The organism is Halomonas sp. GFAJ-1, from assembly GCF_000236625.2.
Taxonomy (GTDB): Bacteria; Pseudomonadota; Gammaproteobacteria; order Pseudomonadales; family Halomonadaceae; genus Vreelandella.
In genome coordinates this window covers 139,864-161,651 of the sequence record NZ_AHBC01000040.1, presented here as the reverse complement: position 1 = coordinate 161,651, position 21,788 = coordinate 139,864, and the positions used below count along the sequence as shown (strand labels likewise).

The 21,788-nt window shown below is 54.6% G+C and carries 21 protein-coding genes; 13 read left to right on the top strand and 8 right to left on the bottom strand.

The features are described from left to right. Positions 1-29 precede the first annotated feature (29 nt). The 9 genes from MOY_RS11910 to MOY_RS11870 all read left to right on the top strand — a co-directional run bounded on the left by MOY_RS11910 (position 30) and on the right by MOY_RS11870 (position 6,139). The gene (locus tag MOY_RS11910) at positions 30-572 is read left to right on the top strand and encodes a KdsC family phosphatase (protein ID WP_009100010.1); all 543 of its coding nucleotides are present in this window, start codon (positions 30-32) and stop codon (positions 570-572) included. Further along, positions 572-1,144 carry an LPS export ABC transporter periplasmic protein LptC gene (gene lptC, locus MOY_RS11905; RefSeq protein WP_009100008.1) on the top strand — a complete coding sequence of 191 codons (573 nt, stop codon included), beginning with the start codon at positions 572-574 and terminating at the stop codon, positions 1,142-1,144. The genes MOY_RS11910 and lptC overlap by 1 nt, the downstream gene beginning before the upstream one ends. A gap of 8 nt (positions 1,145-1,152) precedes the next feature. Then, positions 1,153-1,644 (top strand): lipopolysaccharide transport periplasmic protein LptA, encoded by a 492-nt coding sequence (lptA, locus tag MOY_RS11900; RefSeq protein ID WP_009100005.1) that lies wholly within the window; start codon positions 1,153-1,155, stop codon positions 1,642-1,644. 11 nt (positions 1,645-1,655) lie between these two features. Beyond that, positions 1,656-2,423, top strand: a complete 768-nt coding sequence (lptB, locus tag MOY_RS11895) for an LPS export ABC transporter ATP-binding protein (RefSeq protein ID WP_009100003.1) — start codon at positions 1,656-1,658, stop codon at positions 2,421-2,423. Between the two features lie 105 nt (positions 2,424-2,528). After that, positions 2,529-3,944 (top strand): RNA polymerase factor sigma-54, encoded by a 1,416-nt coding sequence (locus MOY_RS11890; protein ID WP_009100001.1) that lies wholly within the window; start codon positions 2,529-2,531, stop codon positions 3,942-3,944. A gap of 87 nt (positions 3,945-4,031) precedes the next feature. Continuing rightward, positions 4,032-4,340 carry a ribosome hibernation-promoting factor, HPF/YfiA family gene (gene hpf, locus MOY_RS11885; protein WP_009100000.1) on the top strand — a complete coding sequence of 103 codons (309 nt, stop codon included), beginning with the start codon at positions 4,032-4,034 and terminating at the stop codon, positions 4,338-4,340. 4 nt (positions 4,341-4,344) lie between these two features. Further along, on the top strand, positions 4,345-4,815 hold the full coding sequence (ptsN, locus tag MOY_RS11880) for a PTS IIA-like nitrogen regulatory protein PtsN (RefSeq protein WP_009099998.1): 471 nt from the start codon (positions 4,345-4,347) through the stop codon (positions 4,813-4,815). A 75-nt stretch (positions 4,816-4,890) separates the two neighbouring features. Then, entirely contained in the window at positions 4,891-5,808 is a 918-nt protein-coding gene (gene rapZ, locus MOY_RS11875; RefSeq protein WP_009099996.1) for an RNase adapter RapZ, read from the top strand. A gap of 61 nt (positions 5,809-5,869) precedes the next feature. After that, a complete protein-coding gene (locus MOY_RS11870) occupies positions 5,870-6,139 on the top strand; it encodes an HPr family phosphocarrier protein (protein WP_009099995.1) in 270 nt (89 codons plus the stop codon). 40 nt (positions 6,140-6,179) lie between these two features. Here MOY_RS11870 and pmbA read toward each other — a convergent pair whose 3' ends face one another. After that, entirely contained in the window at positions 6,180-7,520 is a 1,341-nt protein-coding gene (pmbA, locus tag MOY_RS11865) for a metalloprotease PmbA (RefSeq protein ID WP_009099992.1), read from the bottom strand. Between the two features lie 97 nt (positions 7,521-7,617). On the opposite strand from pmbA, the gene yjgA reads away from it, so the two are divergent. Further along, positions 7,618-8,139 (top strand): ribosome biogenesis factor YjgA, encoded by a 522-nt coding sequence (gene yjgA / locus MOY_RS11860; protein ID WP_009099990.1) that lies wholly within the window; start codon positions 7,618-7,620, stop codon positions 8,137-8,139. A 7-nt stretch (positions 8,140-8,146) separates the two neighbouring features. On the opposite strand, the gene tldD is transcribed toward yjgA, so the two are convergent. From tldD to MOY_RS11825, 7 genes are all read right to left on the bottom strand, one after another. Beyond that, positions 8,147-9,601, bottom strand: coding sequence for a metalloprotease TldD (gene tldD / locus MOY_RS11855; RefSeq protein ID WP_009099989.1), 1,455 nt, complete (start codon positions 9,599-9,601; stop codon positions 8,147-8,149). Further along, on the bottom strand, positions 9,598-13,458 hold the full coding sequence (locus tag MOY_RS11850; RefSeq protein WP_009099988.1) for a YhdP family phospholipid transporter: 3,861 nt from the start codon (positions 13,456-13,458) through the stop codon (positions 9,598-9,600). The genes tldD and MOY_RS11850 overlap by 4 nt, the downstream gene beginning before the upstream one ends. Then, positions 13,458-14,921, bottom strand: coding sequence for a ribonuclease G (rng, locus tag MOY_RS11845; RefSeq protein WP_009099987.1), 1,464 nt, complete (start codon positions 14,919-14,921; stop codon positions 13,458-13,460). The genes MOY_RS11850 and rng overlap by 1 nt, the downstream gene beginning before the upstream one ends. Before the next feature lie 57 nt (positions 14,922-14,978). Further along, a complete protein-coding gene (locus tag MOY_RS11840) occupies positions 14,979-15,617 on the bottom strand; it encodes a Maf family protein (protein ID WP_009099985.1) in 639 nt (212 codons plus the stop codon). A gap of 82 nt (positions 15,618-15,699) precedes the next feature. Next, complete coding sequence (gene mreD / locus MOY_RS11835) at positions 15,700-16,188, bottom strand: rod shape-determining protein MreD (protein ID WP_009099982.1); 489 nt, start codon at positions 16,186-16,188, stop codon at positions 15,700-15,702. After that, on the bottom strand, positions 16,188-17,129 hold the full coding sequence (gene mreC / locus MOY_RS11830) for a rod shape-determining protein MreC (protein ID WP_009099981.1): 942 nt from the start codon (positions 17,127-17,129) through the stop codon (positions 16,188-16,190). Before mreC ends, mreD begins: the two co-directional genes overlap by 1 nt. Positions 17,130-17,152: 23 nt before the next feature. Next, on the bottom strand, positions 17,153-18,190 hold the full coding sequence (locus MOY_RS11825; RefSeq protein ID WP_009099980.1) for a rod shape-determining protein: 1,038 nt from the start codon (positions 18,188-18,190) through the stop codon (positions 17,153-17,155). Positions 18,191-18,419: 229 nt separating this feature from the next. Between MOY_RS11825 and gatC the strand changes: the two genes are divergently transcribed. From gatC to gatB, 3 genes are all read left to right on the top strand, one after another. Next, entirely contained in the window at positions 18,420-18,707 is a 288-nt protein-coding gene (gene gatC, locus MOY_RS11820) for an Asp-tRNA(Asn)/Glu-tRNA(Gln) amidotransferase subunit GatC (RefSeq protein ID WP_009099979.1), read from the top strand. Positions 18,708-18,800: 93 nt separating this feature from the next. Continuing rightward, positions 18,801-20,261 (top strand): Asp-tRNA(Asn)/Glu-tRNA(Gln) amidotransferase subunit GatA, encoded by a 1,461-nt coding sequence (gene gatA / locus MOY_RS11815; RefSeq protein WP_009099978.1) that lies wholly within the window; start codon positions 18,801-18,803, stop codon positions 20,259-20,261. Beyond that, complete coding sequence (gatB, locus tag MOY_RS11810) at positions 20,261-21,715, top strand: Asp-tRNA(Asn)/Glu-tRNA(Gln) amidotransferase subunit GatB (protein WP_009099976.1); 1,455 nt, start codon at positions 20,261-20,263, stop codon at positions 21,713-21,715. The genes gatA and gatB overlap by 1 nt, the downstream gene beginning before the upstream one ends. Positions 21,716-21,788 lie beyond the last annotated feature (73 nt).

Here is a 21,788-nt window from a genome sequence, read left to right as displayed (position 1 = left end):
AAACTATTGAACACTTACAAGGAGGCTCTATGGCCCTACCTGATGCTCTACTTGATCGCATTCGTCGTGTACGTCTACTCGCTCTTGATGTCGACGGCATATTGACAGATGGCCGGCTCTACTTCCAAGCGGATGGCATTGAGATTAAGGCGTTTCACACCCAGGACGGCCACGGCCTAAAGCTATTAAAACGCGTTGGTATTCATGTGGCGCTGATTACCGGCCGAGACTCTACCATGGTCAGTCAACGCGCCGCGTCTCTGGGCATTACCCATGTCCATCAAGGCTGTGAAGACAAGCTCGCCACACTCAAAGACCTTTGTAAGCGCCTTGACATCACTTTAGAGCAAGTTGCCTACTGCGGCGACGACTTACCAGATTTGGCCCCTATCAAGCGCTCTGGAGTAGGCATTACCGTTCCCAATGCACCCGACTACATGCATACCCACGCGGACTGGATCACCGATCGCCTTGGTGGCCACGGCGCGGTTCGTGAGATCTGCGATACGCTGCTCATGTCCCAAGGCCACTGGGATGCCGTGATGGACACCTATCTACACAGGCATTCGTAATGACTCGGCGGGTTAAAAAGCGCGTCTGGCTAACCGGGGTTGTGGTTGCCCTGGGCACCCTGCTGGTATGGATAGACCCCCGCGGCCCGCAAGACATCGCTCCAGACCCAGATGCTCAAGCCGATGAGCCTGGCTATGTGCTAGAAAACGCTGAAATCACTTTGTTTGGCGAAACGGGTGCTATTCAACAGTCGCTGGTCACGCCCTATTTAGTTCATACCCCCCAGCGGGCCATGACGCAAGCCACCTCGCCCCGAGTAACGCTATTTGATGGTGAACAGCGAGAGTGGCTAGCTACCGCCAACGCAGGCACGCTCAATACGGACACACACGCGCTGACATTAACCGGCGCAGCCAGACTACTGGCACCGGATGAAGGCTGGCAGTTGGATACGGAGTTATTACACTATAACGGCATGACACGCCATGCATGGAGCGACGTGCCGGTGCTTCTGCAGCAACCGCCACAGCGGATCAGCGCTTCACGCATGGATGTGTGGCTTGACACTAGCCAGGTTCGTTTAACCGATAATGTGCGCGGCCTCCACCCGCCCGCCACCCAGACGCCTTAGGAGTCGCTATGAAAGTTTTAATCTGCACCGCGCTTTTAGCCCTAGCGGTGCCGCTCTCAGCGGCTGCCCAAACAACGCAAGCGCCGGTTGAAGTTGAAGCAGACCGCTTAGATCTTGATCAGCGCGCTGGCACGGCAGTCTATAGCGGCAATGTTAATATTCGCCAGGGTGAGATGCAGCTTCGCGGGGAGCGTGTCGAAATTCAGCGCAATGATGCTGGCGAACTTGCCCGCGCAATCGCCACGGGTGAGCGCGCTTACCTACGGAACCAGCTAGACGGTGAAACAACACCCATGGAAGGCTGGGCACGTCGTATTATCTATCATGTCGCCGAACGCCGGGTTGAACTCATCGATCAGGCAGAGCTTACGCAACGAGGTGATCGTTTCCAGGGGGGGCGCTTGGAATACTTCATTGACCGAGAGGTCGTGCAGGCCCGCTCAGAAGTCGACGGAAGCGAATCACAGCGTATTCGCATGACCCTACAGCCCGCGCAATAGGGAGTTTATTTGTGACAACCCCCAGCACCACAGCAACTAACGAAACTGCTCCGGTAAAAACGCTCTATGCTCATCACCTGGCTAAAAGCTATAAGCGTCGCCGGGTGGTGAAAGATATTAACCTAGAGATTACCCAAGGCAGCGTTGTGGGGCTACTCGGCCCGAACGGAGCGGGTAAAACCACCTCGTTTTATATGATCGTTGGGTTGGTTAAGTCTGACGCAGGCAGCGTCGGTATTGATGATCTAGACCTCACCCGCGCACCCATGCATGAACGGGCTATTGCAGGCATTGGCTACCTGCCCCAGGAAGCCTCTATTTTTCGTAAGCTTTCGGTCGCCGACAACATCATGGCAATACTTGAAACTCGAAAGGAGCTTGACCGTAGCGCCCGTGAACAGCGTCTAGAATCGCTACTTGAAGACTTCCACATTACCCATATCCGCGACAACCTGGGCATGAGCCTATCCGGTGGCGAGCGTCGGCGCGTTGAAATTGCCCGCTCACTGGCAACCGAGCCTGCGTTTATTCTGCTAGATGAACCGTTCGCAGGCGTAGACCCTATTTCAGTGGGTGATATCAAAACGATTATACGCGCGCTCAAACAGCGACATATCGGTGTCCTCATCACCGACCATAACGTACGAGACACGCTCGATATCTGCGATATCGCCTATATCGTTGGCGATGGCCAAATCATTGCTAGCGGCGACCCACAGTCTATCCTCGATAACCAGAAGGTGCGCGACGTCTATCTCGGGGCTGATTTCCGCCTATAAACAGGCGCCTACCGACTAATTACTTTTAATGGCATGCTTATTGCACTTGCACCTGAGGATAACTCGCACTAGGGTGGAGCTTTCTGATTAACGAGTGGTTCTCAGATGGTCATGAAAGCTTCTCTTCAACTGCGTATCGGCACACAGCTGACCATGACACCTCAGCTGCAGCAGGCAATTGCGCTGCTCCAGCTCTCAACACTCGACCTGCGGCAAGAAATTCAGCAAGCGCTCGACGCTAACCCAATGCTGGAACAAGAGGATGAATTTGGCGAGCAGGCGGTCACCGAGACGCCGGAAGCAGAATGGGCCGAAAGTATCCCTAGTGAGCTTTCTGTGGATAGTGACTGGTCCGACACCTACCAAGATATGGGCAGCACGGGCGGTAGCAGCGAAGGGCCTGATTTTGAGCGCCAGGCAGCAGGACAAAGCCTGCACGGTCACTTACTTTGGCAACTTGCCATGACCGACTTCACGCTACGTGAGCACACTATTGCCGAAAGCTTGATCGATGCCCTCGATGCCAATGGCTACATCACTCAGCCGCTTAACGACATCCGCGAAGGCTTAAAAGCTCAGGGCCTGGACGGCCTAAGCCAGCGTGAAGTAGAGAACACCCTGTTGCGCTTACAGCAGTTTGAGCCCACCGGGGTCTTCGCGCGGGACTTACGCGAGTGCCTAATGCTTCAGCTAGCCACGCTCCCCGAGGAGACGCCGCTTTTAGTACCTGCCAAACGGCTGGTGCGTCAATTTCTTGAGGCACTCGGCAAAGACGATATACGGCTGCTTAAACGACGCTTGAGCCTGGATGATGAACAACTCGATGATGTTATTCGCCTCATTCGCAGCCTTGACCCGCGCCCCGGCAGTGCCTACGGCGACAGCGATGATAGCTATATAACCCCAGACTTGGTCGTGCGGCACGATAATGAAGGCTGGCACCTGGAACTTAATCCAGAAGCGTTGCCCCGGCTACGCATTCAGCCTGACTACGCAAGTTTGATAAAGCGTGCTGATAAAAGCCAAGATAACCAGTTCCTTAAAGAGCACCTTCAAGAAGCCCGCTGGCTAATTAAAAGCCTTTCGAGCCGAAATGATACGCTGCTGCGAGTGGGTCGAGAAATTATCGCGCGCCAGATTGGCTTTTTAGAGCATGGTGAAGAGTCGATGAAACCGTTAATTTTAGCGGACATAGCCAAAGCCGTGGAGATGCATGAATCCACCATCTCCCGGGTGACCACTCAAAAGTATATTCATACGCCCCGAGGAGTATTTGAACTCAAGTATTTCTTTTCCAGCCAGGTCAGTGGCCAAGATGGTGGCGACAGCCACTCCAGCACCGCTATCCGCGCGCGGATTAAGAAACTCGTGCAAGATGAGCCACCGGGCAAGCCGCTTTCCGACAGCCGTTTGGTGACGCTCTTGGAAGCAGGCGGAATTAGTGTTGCAAGGCGCACAGTCGCCAAATATCGAGAGTCAATGGGCATTCCCTCTTCAAGTGAACGGCGCCGTTTACGCTAGTGAACAAGGAAACACCGCTATAGGGCTTTGCAACAGCGTAAAAAGGGTTACAATCGAAGTACAGTCCCATGGATAAGGAGCACGTCAATGCAAGTAAATATCACTGGTCATCATGTAGATCTGACTGACGCCTTGCGTGACTACGTCAATGAAAAACTAGCGCGCGTTGAGCGCCACTACGACAACATTACGACAGTACAAGTGACCTTATCTGTTGAGAAAGAGCGACAGCAAGCTGCCTGCACACTGCACGCAGCCGGGGCTGATCTTCACGCCGAAGCATTAGATAATGACATGTACGCCGCTATTGATGCTTTAGCGGATAAGATCGATCGTCAACTCGTTAAACACAAGGAAAAAGCACAAGCTCGCGCCCAAGGCGCTGGTGTGCGTTAATTCAATGACGTTGGAAACCATACTCCCCCCGGAGCGCGTGCTATACGACGTGCCCGGGGGCAGCAAAAAAAGGGTGCTGGAGTTTTTCAGCACTTTTATTGCCCAAAACACCCCTAGCCTGGATAGCCAGGAAGTCTTTAGCCGTTTAATTGGTCGCGAACGCCTGGGAAGTACTGGTATAGGTAATGGCGTTGCCATTCCCCATGCTCGAAGCCCCCACTGCATCGCCCCTATTGCCGGCTTTTTAAAGCTTGCCGAGCCAGTCGATTTCGATGCCATTGATGGCGACCCTGTCGATCTGGTGTTTGTCTTGTTGGTGCCGGAAGAAGCTGACGACACGCACTTAGCATTACTTGGGCAAGTTGCCACCATCATGAACGAGGCTGATATGCGCCTGCAGCTTCGGAAAAGTACTAGCCAGCGTGAACTTCTTGAGCTTATCACCTCAAAAATTCGTGAAAAATCGGCGCACTAAGCGTCTACCTCGACGCTAGCCGCTACCTTTCTTCATTTTAAGCCTCATTTTTTTTGGCAGCCCAAGAGAAACTCTATGCAATTGGTGATCATTAGCGGCCGTTCTGGGTCCGGTAAATCTATCGCCTTACAAGCGTTAGAAGATCTTGGCTACTACGCCATCGACAACTTACCTGCGATGCTGCTTGGCTCTTTAGTAGATGAGCTGCGTGTTCAGGGTGGGCGTACCCATTTAGCGGTAAGCATTGATGCCCGTAACCTGCCAGCAGCTCTTGAGCGCCTGCCAACGCTACTTGAAGAGCTCAACCAGCGGCAGATTCGTTTCCAGGTAATTTACCTGACCACCGATGCAAGAATTTTATTAGAGCGCTACTCCGCTACACGTCGTCGACATCCGCTAACTCGCGATAGCGACATGACGCTTGAGGAAGCCATTAACAAAGAAGAAGAAACGCTGCTTGAGATACGCGACCTTGCTGATCTCATGATCGACACTTCACGGCTTTCGGTGCACGACTTACGTCGCCGTATTACTGATCAAGTCGCCCATCAGCATAGCGACCAGCTAACCCTCACCTTTGAGTCATTTGGCTACAAGCGGGGCGTACCCCTAGATGCCGATATTGTGTTTGATGTGCGCTGCTTACCTAACCCCTACTGGGACCCGACGCTACGTCAGTACACTGGCAGAGACGCTAACATTGTGGCTTTTCTCAGCAGTTACCCCATTGTCGATGCGATGAGCAACGACATTTACAGCTGGTTAGAGAAGTGGCTGCCGGCTTACCAAAACAGCCAGAGAAGCTATATGACCATTGCAATCGGTTGTACCGGCGGCCAGCACCGCTCTGTTTACATGGTGGAGGAACTCGCGCAACGGCTCGTAAAACACATAGGGGAAGTACAGCTAAGGCATCGAGAACTGGGAATTCAGTACACTCTCGGTGAACAACCGGCGCAACCATCACCTTCAGAACCAGTCGAACCTGAGTAGCTTTAACACCTTAGATGCACGTATCCAACAAGACGACACCACTCGGCAAAAAGGAACCAGGGTGCCAGAACGAAATTTAACCCTTACCAATCAGCGCGGCTTACACGCGCGAGCGGCGACTAAACTGGTCAAATGCGGGCAACAGTTTTCAGCCAACATTTTCGTTTACAAGCAACAGCAAAAGGCCGACGCGGCTAATATTATGTCGCTACTGATGCTAGCAGCACCTTGTGGCACCGAGTTAAAGGTTATCGCAGAGGGCGATGACGCTGAACAGGCGTTGGAGGCTATCCAAAGCCTGTTCGACGCGAGATTTGATGAGGATCAATGATGGAACTAATCAGCTAACCGCCATCCCCAAACATGAGTTGCTAGCTGCCTGCGACCGTCATGGCATCAATTAACCAACTGCCGGTGTGAATACTGCCACGGGTGTCTATGTCATCAGCAACACCGACCAAGCCCGCAAACATGGTGTTGAGATTCCCAGCGATGGTGAACTCTTCTATAGGGTACTGCACTTTCCCATTTTCAACCCAAAAACCCGCTGCCCCTCTTGAATAGTCACCGGTAACGCCATTAACGCCCTGCCCCATTAGCTCGGTTACCCAAATCCCCCGACCCATCTCTTTCAGCAGCGCGTCCCGGCTCGTGGCAGGGTTTACCAATCGAATATTACGCGCACCGCCAGCATTAGCCGTGGTTTGCATCCCTAAACGGCGAGCGCTGTAGGATGAAAGCATATAGCTTGCGATATTTCCCTGGTCAATAAAGCGGTTATTGCGCGTTTGCACGCCTTCGCCATCGAAGGGAGAGCTTGCGGTTGCCCCCACTTCCATCGGCCGCTCTTCTAGGCTAAACCAGTTGGGAAAAAGTGGCGCCCCTAATCGGTCGCATAAAAAAGATGCCTGACGATAGAGCGCGCCGCCCGCTAACGCACCCATCAGGTGGCCAATTAGCCCACTGGCAAGCGTAGGATCAAAAAGTACGGGGAAGGTGCCTGTCGGTGGGCGCTTCGCGCCTAAGCGCCTAAGTGTCCGAGCAGCCGCCTCTTGTCCCACGCTTTCAGGATCACGAAGCTTGCTCGGATTTCGCGCCGAGGTGTAGTCATAGTCCCGCTGCATGCCATTTTCATCCTGGGCAATTAACATGCAGGAAAGCGAGTGACTGCTACCCTTTTGCGTTCCCAAAAAACCGTGGCTATTGGCATAGACACGCACGCCTTCACCACTAGAAAGCGATGCCCCCTCCGACTGATGAATCCCCGCCACGCTGCGGCCAGCCTGCTCGCAGGCCAAGGCTATTTCAATAGCCTCATCGGTGGTTAGCGGCCAAGGGTAATGCACTTTTAAATCGGGCAAATGCGATGCCATCAGAGCAGCATCAGCCAACCCTGCAGCGGGGTCTTCCCCTGTGTAGCGGGCAATCGCCAAGGCCTTTTCCACCGTCGCTTTAATAGAGGCACTGCTTGCATCGGAAGACGACGCGCTGCCTTTACGCTGCCCCACATACAGCGTCACGGCGATTCCTTGGTCGCGTGAAAGCTCTACCGTTTCCACCTCGCCCAAGCGCACGCTGATGCCCACGCCTTGGTCGACGCTTGCACCTACTTCGGCTGCATCTGCACCGAGCTGCTTTGCCAGCGCCAACGCTTCTTCTGCATGTGTAGTTAACAGCGCCTGCTGTGAGGTTGCGTCAAATGCCTGTGCCATGTTGTGGCCTCCTTTTCGCCAGAATCGCATTGGCGAATCAATGTTGTTGTCGCAGCTGATATAATGCTGCAAACGAATCTGATCAGTGAGTTCTAGTATGCCTAAGAAACGCCCCGAACCCTTCGATAGTGATGAACAGGAAGAACGCCCGAGCAAATCTCAGCTAAAACGAGAAATGCATGCGTTACAGGCACTTGGCGAAACACTTATTGCCATGAAGCCCGCAGAACTGGCGCGCTTTCCGCTCTCTGATGACATGCTGCGAGCCATTGAGGAAACCTCCCGCATCCGCTCCCATGAAGGGCGTCGGCGCCACATGCAGTACGTGGGAAAACTTATTCGCAAAGAGGACCTCGTCGCTATTCAAGGGGTATTTGACGGCATTGAACAAGAGAAAGAGCAGCGTGACCATGCCTTTCATCGCCTTGAGAAATGGCGTGACCGTTTAATCGACGAAGGCGATGACGGTGTTGACTTATTTCTTGCCGAGTACCCTGACGGCGACCGCCAGACGCTGCGCCAGCTAGTGCGCAATGCACGAAAAGAGCGCGAACAAAGCAAGCCACCTACCAGCTCGCGTAAGCTTTTCAAGCACCTACGCGAGACGTTGGCCCTCTAAGTTTGGGTTAAGACGACTGGGTGCCACCAACGGTCAGCTCATCTAGCTTCAAGGTGGGCTGACCAACGCCGACCGGCACACCTTGCCCCTCTTTGCCACACACCCCAATACCTGTGTCCATTTCCGCATCGTGGCCAATCATAGAGACTCTTCCCATGGCTTCTGGCCCATTACCGATGAGGGTAGCGCCTTTTACAGGCGCAGTGATTTTGCCATCTTCGATGAGATAGGCTTCGCTAGCCGAGAACACAAACTTGCCCGACGTAATATCCACCTGCCCGCCACCAAAACTCACCGCATAGATACCGCGCTTGACGCTCTTAATAATATCGCTCGGCTCATCCTGGCCAGCTAACATGACGGTATTGGTCATCCGCGGCATCGGCAGGTGGGCGAATGACTCGCGTCGAGCATTGCCGGTCGGCGCCATGTTCATTAACCGGGCGTTAAGCTTGTCCTGCATATAACCCGTTAAAATACCGTTTTCGATGAGTGGCGTATTTTGCCCAGGCGTGCCTTCATCATCAACGCTGAGCGACCCACGCCCATCTAATAACGTAGCATCGTCGACAATAGTCACGCCTTTGGCAGCAACACGCTGACCCATTCGCCCAGCGAATGCCGAGCTACCTTTACGGTTAAAATCTCCCTCCAAGCCATGGCCGACCGCTTCGTGTAGCAGGATGCCTGGCCACCCGGCGCCGAGTACTACTGGCATTTGCCCTGCAGGCGCGTCCACTGCATCTAAATTTACCAGGGCTTGGCGCACCGCCTCCTTGGCGTAACGCGCGGCAACGCCCTCATCTCGCAGCCTTGCCATGGAGTAACGCCCACCCCCCCCTGCACTGCCGCGTTCGCGACGGCCATTTTTATAGGCAATAACGCTGACATTAAAACGCACTAGCGGGCGGATATCTGCTGCTAAAGTGCCATCGCTGGCACGTACCAGCACGACCTCGTAGGTACCGGACAGAGAAGCGCTTACTTGACTGATACAAGGGTCAGCCGCACGCGCCACGCGGTCGGCCTCTTTCAGTAGCGCAACCTTATCTTCTGCTGTGAGGCCTGCTAGCGGGTCAATGCCCGCATAAAAGGGTGCTACAGAAACAGGCCTTACCGCCTGCCCGGAGAGCTGCTTGCCGCTACGTACAATCCCCGCTGCGGTGCGGCCAGTGTCCACCAGCGCATCGGCGGTAATCTGGTTTGAGTAAGCAAAGCCGGTTTTTTCGCCTGCTAGCGAACGTACACCCACCCCACCATCAATGTTGTAGCTGGCTTCTTTTACCTCGCCATCTTCCAACACCCATCCCTCTTGCCAGGTGCGCTGAAAATAGAGATCGGCGTAGTCGATGCCTGCCCCCATGGCATAGCCAAGCCCTGTGTCCAACGCATCTAGGTCAAGACCACTCGGCGTTAACAGAATGGAAACAGCGGTATCTAAATCGCTTTTAAGTGCGGTCATTGAGGGCCTTCTAAGGTAACCTGCGGCGATGTCCAAGGACCTCGCACGCGATAGTGAATAGTCGTCGCTCGATCAAACGCATCGCCAAACAGCTGGTCGGCGAGGAATAAGGCGCCCCCCACAATGGGGGCGCCCACGGCAATGGCCGCGATGGGTAAACTTTGGCTAACTGGCAGTGTGACGCCTAAACGCTGATCGAGTTCACGCTGCGCTAGGTTGATGTTGCCGGTAAGCGTCATTGAGGCTGCCGGGGCTTCAATATGCAACGGCCCGCGCATCATTAATTTCCCACCAGCCACATCCGCTGTGCCATATACCCTATCAAAAGCGGTGCCTTGACCCGTAACATCAGAAAAATCCAGACGTAATCGGCGCAATATGTTGTCAAAATTAAGCAGCCCAACCAACCTTGCGGGCGCGGACTCCAATGTCACAAAACGGCCATCGCGGATATCGATATCAATCTCGCCGCCCGCTCGGCTCAAGTCAAGCTGCCAGGGTGCGCCAGGCCATGCTAGCTCAGCGTTGATGTCCGTTGAACGGCTACGCATCGCCACCGGCTGGCCAAGCCGCTCTAGAGCAGTACCCACATCCCCTCCGAGGATTGAAATATCGGCCCGAGTTTGACTGTTCACCGCACTGCCTTCCCAAAATAGTTCGCCCCGAGCCGAAAGCTGGCCAAGGGTCAACCCAACGGGTGACAGCGAAAAGCGTCGATCATCGGTTTGCCAATAGGCCGTTAGCGGACCAAACCGCCCCCCACCCAAGCTGATTTCTGCAAGTCGTAACCGACCACTGGGCAGCTCGGCCAGCCATGAAGGAATGGGTGCCGACGTTGAGTACCGTGTTTCCACTGCCTCTACCCATGAGGCGGGTGAAGCTTCACTGCTACTATGTTCTTTAGAGGGCATGTCGAGCAATCGCTCGGCCTCCAGCGAAGTAATCATTATATCCAGAGGCCGCGCGGTCTTGGGGCGATACTCAACCCGACCCGAGATTAAGTCACCGTTAAGCAGCATTCCCATCTGCTGCCCATGGATATCGCCCGACATGTTAATTTCACCAAAGCATTCGCTGCGGTAGCGTAAACACGGGGTACTTACCCTTAGCGAGATAGGTGCTTCGCTCTCTTCGTAATCAATATCTACCGACGACTGGCTTTGCATCAACGGCGCAACCGCTGCATGCCATGCCATTGGGTCTATTTCAGGTAGTTCGGCGACGACGTTAAAACCTGCCTGGCGCAGCCAGCCTTCCGGCAACGACGCAGTCCCCAGCGCCAACTCGCCGGCTAGTTCGCCATTTGCTAACGGCTGCCCACGCGCATGAATAAGCTCGGCTAGCTGGGTTTCCAGTCGCCCGCTCTCTATATCGGCCGTAAAGAGCCAGGGCCAGGGCTGCTCAGCGGTTTTAGCGAAGGGTTCAGGTAAGTGACTCACCACGCCCAGCCAACGGCTTTCGAGAGTTACCTTAGGCGTCGGCTCAAGGCGGACCTGACCACGCCACTCAGCACTGCCCTCAAATACTTGGCGAGCCTGCTCAGCAGGTATGTCTGCCAAGCGGAACAGCGCAGCGGTATTAACATCGCCACGTAAGTCGATTCGGTCTTGCTGGCTATTAACATCCGCCACAATTCGGCCACCTAGCAGCCGACCACTGGCATTACCTGACAAAACATACTTTTCGTCATGCTGCTGCCAGGTCAGCGCTCCCTCAACATTGGTTAAGGGTAACTCTAGGGGCTGATAGGCGATGCTTGAAAACTGCGGGCGGGCATTGACTTCCACCTGCAAGGTGTCAGGCGCATTAAGCGGTACCGAAAGGGCAATATCTCCCTCCACGTGGCCTTCAGCACGCACATCGTCAAGCAGCGACATATCGACATTAGGAATAGCCTTGAGAAACTGAAGTAGCGATTGGCCATCGCTCTTTAATTGCCCTGAGAGCCTTAGCTGCTCATCGGCCATTATCAACTCACCTTCAGACGCCTGCACACCGTGGCTCTCGGCATACTCAATGTGGGCCTCAAGCACCTGCTCTTTCCAGGTCAACCGCCCCTCCACGTGCTCTAGCCGTGGCCAGTCGGGCGCGATAGGCATATGCCCCTGTGTTACCGACAGAGCCAGCGTCGCAGAGAGCTCATCGGCTGTTTGGTCGGTAGCTAAGGGCAGGCTAAGTTGGAGAGACCCGCTGGGCACATAGCCACCGATATCGTTGAGCAGCCATTCACGCATTCCGGGTTCAAACGCGTAGATGGGCAGCCAGTGAGACAAGGGGTATTCCACAGCATCGACGTTGGCAAAATCGATATCTAAACCAAATTGACCACTCTCTTTATCCCTAATTAACCCAAAGCCGCCGCTAACCTCTGCACCATCCCACTCCACGGCTAAATCACGACCACTAATCATTGTATTGGGGCCATCATAGACCCACTCCACCACGCCTTGGGCATGACTAAGCTGCATGGGGGCAATAAATAACCCAGGAAAATGTAGCGAACTATCTCCCGCGCTACTGAAGGTCACTCGGCCACGAAAATCCCGCGCTTGTACCCAGGCATCCAGTGGGCCGCCGCCGGGCGCCTGCTGCCAGGGCAAAACGGCAACATTGGTCAGCGCCGCATCAACCCCCCAGTGCCCCTCATGCTGGCCAACACTTAGCCCTTGAACTTGGCCACTGGGGGAAAGGGTTTGAAGCACCCGGGTTACTGATTCGGGCAACAGCAAATAGTCGCGCCAGGCGGTCAGTGAAGAGAGTTCAAAAGCACTTGTGCGAAGCTCCCAAAAATCAGCTTGGTGCGACAAATACCAGTGGTTCGGTAGCGCTGGGCCATCACTAATGCCAGAGGGGCGCGCCCACTCAACACTGTCAGCGTCGGCACTTAGCCACGCTTTGCCACCCTCACCATCACGCTGCCAAAGGCCCGTTGCCTCAATATCTTGTAATACCGCGTATTGAATTTCATGGCGCAGAGTAAGCTCGGGGATACCCACCGCCAGGCGCGCTTCATCGAGCCGACCGCTATGCCACCGTCCCCATAGCTTAACTTCGCCCCCTGCCTGTTCTAGGTGGGGCATATAGTCCGGCCGAAATACCGCCGCTAATGACAGCAAGTGATCAAGCTGCATATCGAGCTGAAGCGCCGCAGAGAAGTCGCTAAATCCTCGCTGCCCTGGCTGCATTTCCACCTGCATATTCAGCGCAGGAAGGGCCTCTTCATCACTTAGGTCGGGGGTTTCTAGAATATTCACGACCCCCTCTAGCCGTGTGCGCCGCTCATCACCGTTGAGCAATAAGGTAGGCGCATGCATGGCCACCTCATCTTCTTCTCCATGCAGCACAACGCGTGTGTTATCCACCCACAAGCGCTGGCGCAGGATAATGCCTGTCCACTTATCAATTTTGGCTAAATCCAGCGTAGGCTCTGGCGCTATAAACTCGGGTAGCTCGGCAGGGTTTGGCCAGCCCCAAGCAGCGTCTTGCTGCTGGTAAAGATGAAACTCAGCCCCAGTAATACGGGCATCGTTAAAAATGGGGGCAACACTTAGGAGCGAGGCCCAGCTATCAAGCCGCAGGTGGGCCTGCTCAAGGGATAGCAGCCGTTGCCCTTGCGGCGTTGCTGCTTCTAAGCCCTCTAAGCGCAGAAATAAATCGTTGCGCTCAAGGGATAGAGAAAGGTGCTCAATAGTCACCGGTACGCCGATACGCGCTTCAAGGAGCGCTTCAATGTTGGGCGTTAGCGCCCCTACTTGGCTAATCAGCAGCCTTACTACCAAAAGCAGTATGGCCAGCATGCCAAGCAGCCACGCAAATGCAACCAGGAGCCACCGTACCCACGAACGTAGCGCTATCATTACATCAGCACAATATCGTACTGTTCTTGGGAGTAGTGCTGCTCAACCTGAAAACGGATCGTTTTGTTGATAAAGCTCTCCAGGTCAGCCACTGCTGCGGACTCTTCATCCAACAAGCGGTCTACCACTGGCTGGGATGCGAGTACCATATACGTCTCAGCGCTGTAAGCTCGCTCTTCGCGCAGTATTTCACGAAAAATTTCATAGCAAACAGTTTCAGGAGTTTTCAATGTACCGCGTCCGCTACACGTAGGACACGCTTCACACAATGTCTGCTCCAAGCTTTCGCGCGTACGCTTGCGGGTCAACTGAACTAAGCCAAGCTCGGTTACCCCGGTACACTTGGTTTTAGCGTGATCCCGCTCTAGGGCTTTTTCCAGTACGCGCAACACCTGACGTTGATGCTCAACATCTATCATATCGATAAAGTCGATAATGATAATACCGCCCAAGTTGCGCAACCGCAGCTGACGCGCTATCGCCGTCGCCGCTTCAAGATTGGTTTTAAAAATGGTTTCTTCGAGATTACGGTGACCGACATAGCCCCCGGTATTAACATCAATGGTGGTCATGGCTTCAGTGGGGTCAATCACTAAGTAGCCGCCCGACTTTAACTGCACTTTACGCCCTAACGCTTTTTGAATTTCATCCTCAACGCTGTAAAGGTCAAAAATAGGGCGCTCGCCGGGATAGTACTCAATACGATCCACCGCCTCAGGCATAAACTCTTCGGCGAACTCCACGAGTTTGACAAAGTTTTCCCGGGAGTCGATACGCACTTTTTCAATATCATCACGCATCACATCGCGTAACGTGCGCATAAAAAGCGGTAGGTCGTCGTAGATGACGCTAGGCGGAACAGCCGTGATTTTTCGCTCACTTACTTTGCGCCAGATGCGCAGCAGAAAATACATATCCCCTGCCAGCTCTTCTTCGCCCACGCCTTCAGCCGCTGTGCGGACGATAAACCCCCCGGTCACATCGATGGTTTGCTCTTCTATACCCTTATCCAGCAGGGCTTTAAGCCGCTCCCGCTCGCGATCATCCTCTATACGCTGGGAGACGCCATGGTGTGGCGAGTCAGGCATGTAAACAAGGTAGCGTGAAGGAATTGAAAGGTGCGTTGTCAGTCGCGCACCTTTGCTGCCAATCGGGTCTTTGGTGACCTGCACCACCAGCGCCTGCCCCTCATGGAGTAACTGACCAATCGTTTGCTGCTCATCACTGGGCGTGCCCGGCGGCATCACTTCATGGGCATGAATGAATGCTGCACGCTCTAAGCCAATATCAACAAAGGCAGCCTGCATACCAGGCAGTACCCGCACTACTTTACCTTTGTAGATATTACCTACGATGCCGCGCCGACGTGAGCGCTCAATTAGCGCCTCTTGTAGCACGCCATTTTCTACCAGCGCAACGCGGGTCTCCATTGGCGTTAAATTTATGAGGACTTCACCGCTCATGCAAAATTCCTTATTGGGTCATAATCCTTGCCAGCACAGCAGGCGGTGAAACAGCGGTCACGTACTTCGATAACGCCCCGCCCATATAGGCACCCCTTGCTGGCACAACAAGCGCGTTGTTTCGAATAGCGGCAGCCCCACGACGGCGGAGTGACTACCGTGAATTTGCTCAACAAACACCGCTGCTAGGCCTTGAATCGCATAGCCACCGGCCTTATCCACTGGCTCGCCGGTTTGCCAGTAGCAAGCTATTTCATCCTGATCAATTACACGCATCTTCACTTGCGTGGTGACACAGCAAGAGAGTACACCCTGGGGGCCCACCACCGCGACCGCCGTTAGCACCTGATGGGTTCGCCCAGAAAGCGCTGAGAGCATTGCGGCGGCGTCTTGTTCGTCGCGAGGCTTGCCCATTATGGTGCCATCAATCACAACCGCCGTATCCGACCCTAACACCGGCAACTTGGTTTGCGGCACTGCCGCTTGTGCTTTGGCAATCGCCAGTCTCTCAACATAAGCGCTAGGCATCTCGCCAACTAAAGGCGTTTCATCTACATCACTGGGCAACACACTCACGGGAACACCGATAGAGGCCAGCAGCGCTTTGCGCCTTGGTGACGCAGAGGCCAGGCATAGCACCGGCGCAGGCTCTTTACGCGGCGCTGTGGTAGCGTCTAATCGCTGCGGCTTACTCATCAGAGCCTCTCTGTATGCGGTTAGTTCGCACCGGCATATAGGCCTGTAAACACCAGATACTCATCATTACTCAACGCCTGTATCAGGCACCTGCTAAGCGGCGCTCCAATGCGCGCAGCATGGTCGCAAGCCATGGCCATAGCAACGCGCTAATTATAGAGGGTATTAAGAAGGATAAGTGGATCGAAAAATCACCCGTTAGCGTGCGCAACCACTGCTCAATCAACTGCACAATGCCCAATAAAACCAGCACTAATACCGCTTGTTGAACTAAGGAATAGGTACGAAAGCGCGGGTAAACCAACGCACATAAAAATGCCAACAGCGAAAGTATGACCGCATGTTGGCCGAGCGATGTTCCCTCAATTAAATCCATCAAAATACCAATCACAAAACCGTGAAACACCCCTACCCGACTAGGCGCCCGCATACACCAGTAGACCAACATGAGGCCAATCCACTCGGGTCGATATACCTGCCAACCATCAGCCAGAGGCATTACTTGCAAACACAGCGCCAGTAAAAAGCTCAACCACACCACTACCAGTGGCACCGCGGGTGCTCGTGCCATTAGGGCACCTCCTGAGTCACTGGTTGATTGGGTAGCCCAAGGCGCTGCGCCGCGTGGATCGCACTGGCTGATATATCCATGTCCTCATCCCAATCCGCATCGCCTAACTCCTCGGGCGGAGGGGGAAACAGCAACAGAAAATGCCGCGAACGCTGCAGCTGGGCGGAGGGTTCAGCGGTTACCTGGGCAAACGGCTGGCCCGGGTCATGATACACCTCGGTTACTCTCGCTACTGGATAGCCGGGCGGAAAGCGCTCGGCCAGCCCAGAGGTAGTCAGCAAATCACCCTCGCGAATATCCGCGGTATCCGGCACATGCAGTACGCTAACGCTGCCATAGCGTCCAGTACCCTGCACAATAAAACGCAGCCCATTCCGATTCACCTGAACAGGAAGCGCATGACTTGCATCTGCGAGTAAAAGGACACGACTAGAGTATGCCGACACGGCCGTCACCTGCCCCACTAGACCAAATGCGTCAATGACTGGTTGGCCAACATAGGCACCATTGCGATGCCCGCGGTCAACCACCATCTGGTGGCTAAAAGGATCGTTATCCAGGGAGAGTAGCTCGGCGGTCATGTAGGGAATTTCATGTCGCTCTGCGGCCTGTAGCAGGCTACGCAGCTCAGCATTTTCAGCGGTTAAGCTGGCTAAACGCTGACCGCGGTGAGAAAGCGTTAGAATCTGCTCACGTAAGCGGCGATTTTCGTCTACCAACGCTTGCTGATCAGAAAGCGCAAGCGCCCCCCAGTTCAGTAGATCGCTAGGCACGCTAACTACCCACTGAATAGGGGCCACAATCATGGTCATTTGAGCGCGAACATCTTCCATGCGCGTAAATCGCTGGTCAACAAACATTAAAACGCTTGCTGCCAACACGCAGAAGAACAGCCGGTAACCCGGCAACGGCCCGTGCGAAAACAGCGGTTTAATAGGCAATCCCCCGCGATAAACCGCTCTTATCAGTCGCTAGACAGCAACTCAAAGGTATGCTGATCAATCATTTCAAGCGCCTTACCGCCGCCTCGCGCGACACAGGTAAGCGGATCTTCCGCCACAATCACGGGTAAGCCTGTTTCTTCAGCAATCAACTTATCAAGATCGCGTAACAAAGCCCCACCGCCAGTTAGCACCAAACCACGCTCAGCGATGTCAGAGGCAAGCTCTGGCGGAGACTGCTCAAGTGCGCTCTTCACCGCCGCCACAATAGAGGCAAGCGTTTCCTGCAGCGCCTCTAGAATCTCGTGGGAATTAAGTGTAAAGCTCCGCGGAATACCCTCAGCTAAGTTACGACCGCGCACATCGATCTCGCGCAGTTCGCCGCCGGGGTAAGCGCAACCAATCTCTTCTTTGATGCGCTCAGCAGTGGCTTCGCCAATTAGACTTCCGTAGTGACGGCGCACGTACGCAGTGATTGCTTCATCGAAACGGTCACCACCGACGCGAATAGACTCTGAATAAACCACGCCATTAAGCGAGATAATGGCAATTTCAGTGGTACCACCACCGATATCCACCACCATCGAGCCTTGAGCCTCTTCTACCGGAAGCCCAGCACCAATGGCCGCTGCCATTGGCTCTTCAATCAGAAACACTTCACGAGCGCCAGCGCCTTCCGCTGATTCGCGGATTGCACGTCGTTCCACTTGGGTGGACATACACGGCACACAGACCAGAACCCGAGGGCTTGGTGTGAGGAAAGTGCTCTGATGGACTTTACGGATAAAGTGCTGAAGCATCTGCTCGGTAACGGTAAAGTCGGCGATAACGCCATCTTTCATCGGGCGGATGGCGGTAATGTTGCCTGGCGTGCGGCCAAGCATACGTTTGGCATCGGTGCCTACCGACGCCACGCTGCGCATATTGCCAGACTGGCGGATGGCAACCACGGACGGCTCATCGAGAACGATGCCACGACCGCGTACATAAATCAGTGTGTTGGCCGTACCCAAGTCGATCGATAGATCGCTGGAAAACAGCCCCCTCAGACGTTTGAACATGGATGTTGTTACCTAGTGCAGACCGGGAACCCTGTGCGGATGCAAACGGTATCACCGCAACCCCTTGGCAGCAAGCGCGAGTCTCGCCTAACACTGCCCGCAAGGGCCAATATGTGGTACCTTTTGCGGCTATTTTCTACGTCTGCAACACAAGACGAATTTAAGATGACCGTATGTATACCGCTGAACGCGGAATATGTTCCATCACATTTGCGAGGAAATCTCGATCATGGCGCTTGAAGACTCTCATGTGCGCCGGGCCGCGCACTTGGCCCGACTCGCCGTTAGCGATGACCAAGCCAGTGGCTTTGTGGACGACCTAAGCCGCATCCTGGACATGGTCGATCAACTGCAAAGCGTTGATACAGAAGGTGTTGTGCCGCTTGCACACCCGCTGGATGCCACCCAGCGCCTGCGTGCTGACGAGGTAACGGAAACCAACCAGCGCGATAACTTCCAACGCTGCGCCCCCGCGGTGGAAGAAGGCCTCTACCTTGTACCGCGCGTCGTGGAATAAATAGTGGAATGAGTGGAAACCCCCGCCCGCCCAGCGGGCGGCGCTGTTTTCTCTCCGCCTCTCCTTTTCGCCCCCGAACGGAGCTTCCGGGTCATGCATGACAAAACCGTTACCCAACTGGCCGCTGCGCTTAAAAGCGGCGAGTTTTCCAGCCGCGAGCTTACCTCGCACTTTTTACAGCGCATTGAGCAAGCCGATGGGACGCTCAATAGCTTTATCACTGTGACCGCTGAGCAAGCGCTCAATCAGGCCGACGTTGCCGACCAAGCACGCGCAGCGGGCAACGCCGGAGCGCTGGCAGGCATTCCCCTGGCACTGAAAGATATTTTCTGTACCCACGGAGTGAAAACCACCTGCGGCTCAAAAATGCTCGATAACTTTATCGCGCCCTATGATGCCACCGTGGTAGAAAAACTCAGCGCGGCCGGCACCATCAGCCTGGGCAAAACCAATATGGATGAGTTCGCCATGGGCTCATCCAATGAAAACAGCTACTTCGGCGCGGTGAAAAACCCCTGGGATTTATCAGCAGTGCCCGGTGGCAGCTCAGGTGGTAGCGCCGCTGCCGTAGCAGCAGGGCTAGTACCCGCCGCCATGGGCACTGATACCGGCGGCTCTATTCGCCAACCCGCGGCATTTTGCGGCATCACAGGCCTGAAGCCTACCTACGGACGCGTCTCCCGCTACGGCATCATCGCCTACGCCTCAAGCCTTGACCAAGCAGGCCCCATGGCGCGCAGTGCAGAAGATTGTGCCCATCTGCTCAACGTGATTGCCGGGCATGATGTGCGCGATTCCACTAGCGTTGCCCGCGGCGTTCCTGACTACACCGAAACCCTTAATGCACCGCTGTCAGGACTCAAAATCGGCCTGCCGAAAGAGTATTTTGGCGACGGCCTTGACCCTGAGGTTGAGAAAGCCGTCCGCGAAGCGGTGAAGGTCTATGAATCGTTAGGTGCCACGGTGAGAGAAGTTAGCTTGCCGCACACCCATTATGCGATTCCCGCTTACTACGTCATTGCTCCGGCCGAAGCGTCTTCTAATCTCTCCCGCTATGACGGTGTGCGCTTTGGCCATCGCTGCGATGCGCCGGCTGACTTGATTGACCTTTACACCCGCTCGCGGGCAGAGGGGTTTGGTGAAGAAGTTAAACGCCGCATTCTGATCGGCACCCACACGCTGTCCGAAGGCTTTTTTGACGCTTACTACACTAAAGCGCAAAAAGTACGCCGCCTAATACGCCAGGATTTCTTAGACGCTTTTGAAGATGTGGACGTACTGATGGGCCCAGCCTCGCCTACGCCTGCTTTTGATCTTGGCGCTAAAAAAGACCCAGTATCAATGTACTTGCAAGATATCTACACCATTGCCGTCAACCTTGCAGGCATTCCAGGCATTAGCGTACCCGCGGGCTTTGCGGGAGGTCGTCCTATCGGCCTACAAATTCTGGGCACCCACTTTGCCGAGGCGCAGCTGCTTAACGTGGCACATCAGTTTCAGCAAGCCACCGATTGGCACTTAAAACGTCCTGCTTTTGCCGAGGAGAACGCCTAATGCAATGGGAAACGGTGATTGGGCTTGAAGTCCATGTTCAGCTTGCAACACGCTCAAAGATATTCTCCGGCGCCTCGACTGCCTTTGGCGCAGAGCCAAATACACAGGCCTGCGCCGTTGATTTAGGCTTGCCAGGCGTCTTGCCAGTACTTAACGAGCAGGCCGTCGCCATGGCGGTGCAGTTCGGTCTTGCGGTTCATGCCGACATTCCTGAAGTGTCAGTGTTTGACCGCAAAAACTATTTTTATCCGGATTTGCCCAAAGGCTATCAAACCAGCCAGATGTATCATCCAATTGTGGGTGCCGGTGAAGTTGAGATAACCCTGGATGACGGCACCACTAAACGTATTCGCATTCACCACGCTCACCTTGAGGAAGACGCAGGCAAATCGCTGCACGAAGACTTCCACGGCATGACCGGTATTGACTTAAACCGAGCAGGCACGCCGCTGCTGGAAATAGTCTCTGAGCCAGACATGCGCAACGCGAAAGAAGCTGCGGCGTATCTCAAAGCAATCCACTCCATCGTGACCTATCTGGGCATTTCCGACGGCAACATGGCCGAAGGCTCCATGCGATGCGACGTTAACGTGTCGGTGCGCCCGAAAGGCCAGGAAGCCTTTGGCACCCGTGCGGAAATTAAAAACGTCAACTCGTTTCGTTTTGTCGAGCGGGCCATCGCTTTTGAAGTTGAGCGTCAAATCGAGCTGATCGAAGATGGCGGTAAGGTGGTACAGGAAACCCGCCTGTTTGACCCCGAACGCGATGAAACTCGCAGCATGCGTACCAAAGAAGAAGCTAACGACTACCGCTACTTCCCCTGCCCGGACCTACTCCCGGTGGTGTTAGATCAGGCGTACCTTGAGCACCTGCGAAGCCAACTGCCCGAGCTACCCGCTGACAAACGGGCGCGCTTTCAAGCCGCGCTTGGGCTATCTGCTTACGACGCAAACGTACTCTCTGCCAGCCGTGAAATGGCTGAGTTTTTTGAGGAAGTACACCGGGTATGCGGCGATGCTAAGCAGGCCGCTAACTGGGTGCAAGGCGAGCTGTCAGGCGCGCTAAACCGCGAAAACTTGAGCATTACTAACAGCCCAGTGTCTGCGCGCCAGCTAGGCGAACTGATCAGCCGCGTACTGGACGACACCATTAATGGCAAGGCCGCTAAAGAGGTCTTCCAGGCGCTCTGGAATGGTCAGGGTGAGTCGGCCGATGAGGTCATCGAAACCAAAGGCCTTAAGCAGGTGACTGACAGCGGGGCCATTGAAGCGATGATCGACCAAGTGATCGCTGAAAGCCCGGCCCAAGTGGCCCAATACCGTGATTCTGAGCCAGAAAAACGCGGCAAGATGATTGGCTATTTTGTGGGGCAGGTAATGAAAGCCTCTCGGGGCACCGCTAACCCACAGCAGGTAAACGGCTTGCTCAAAGAGAAACTGGATGCGCTGTTGTAAAAAACCGAGTGCAACGGTCTAAAGCACCCTTAATATTGACGTATATTGTATGGATCCTAGCGGCTGCCTTGGC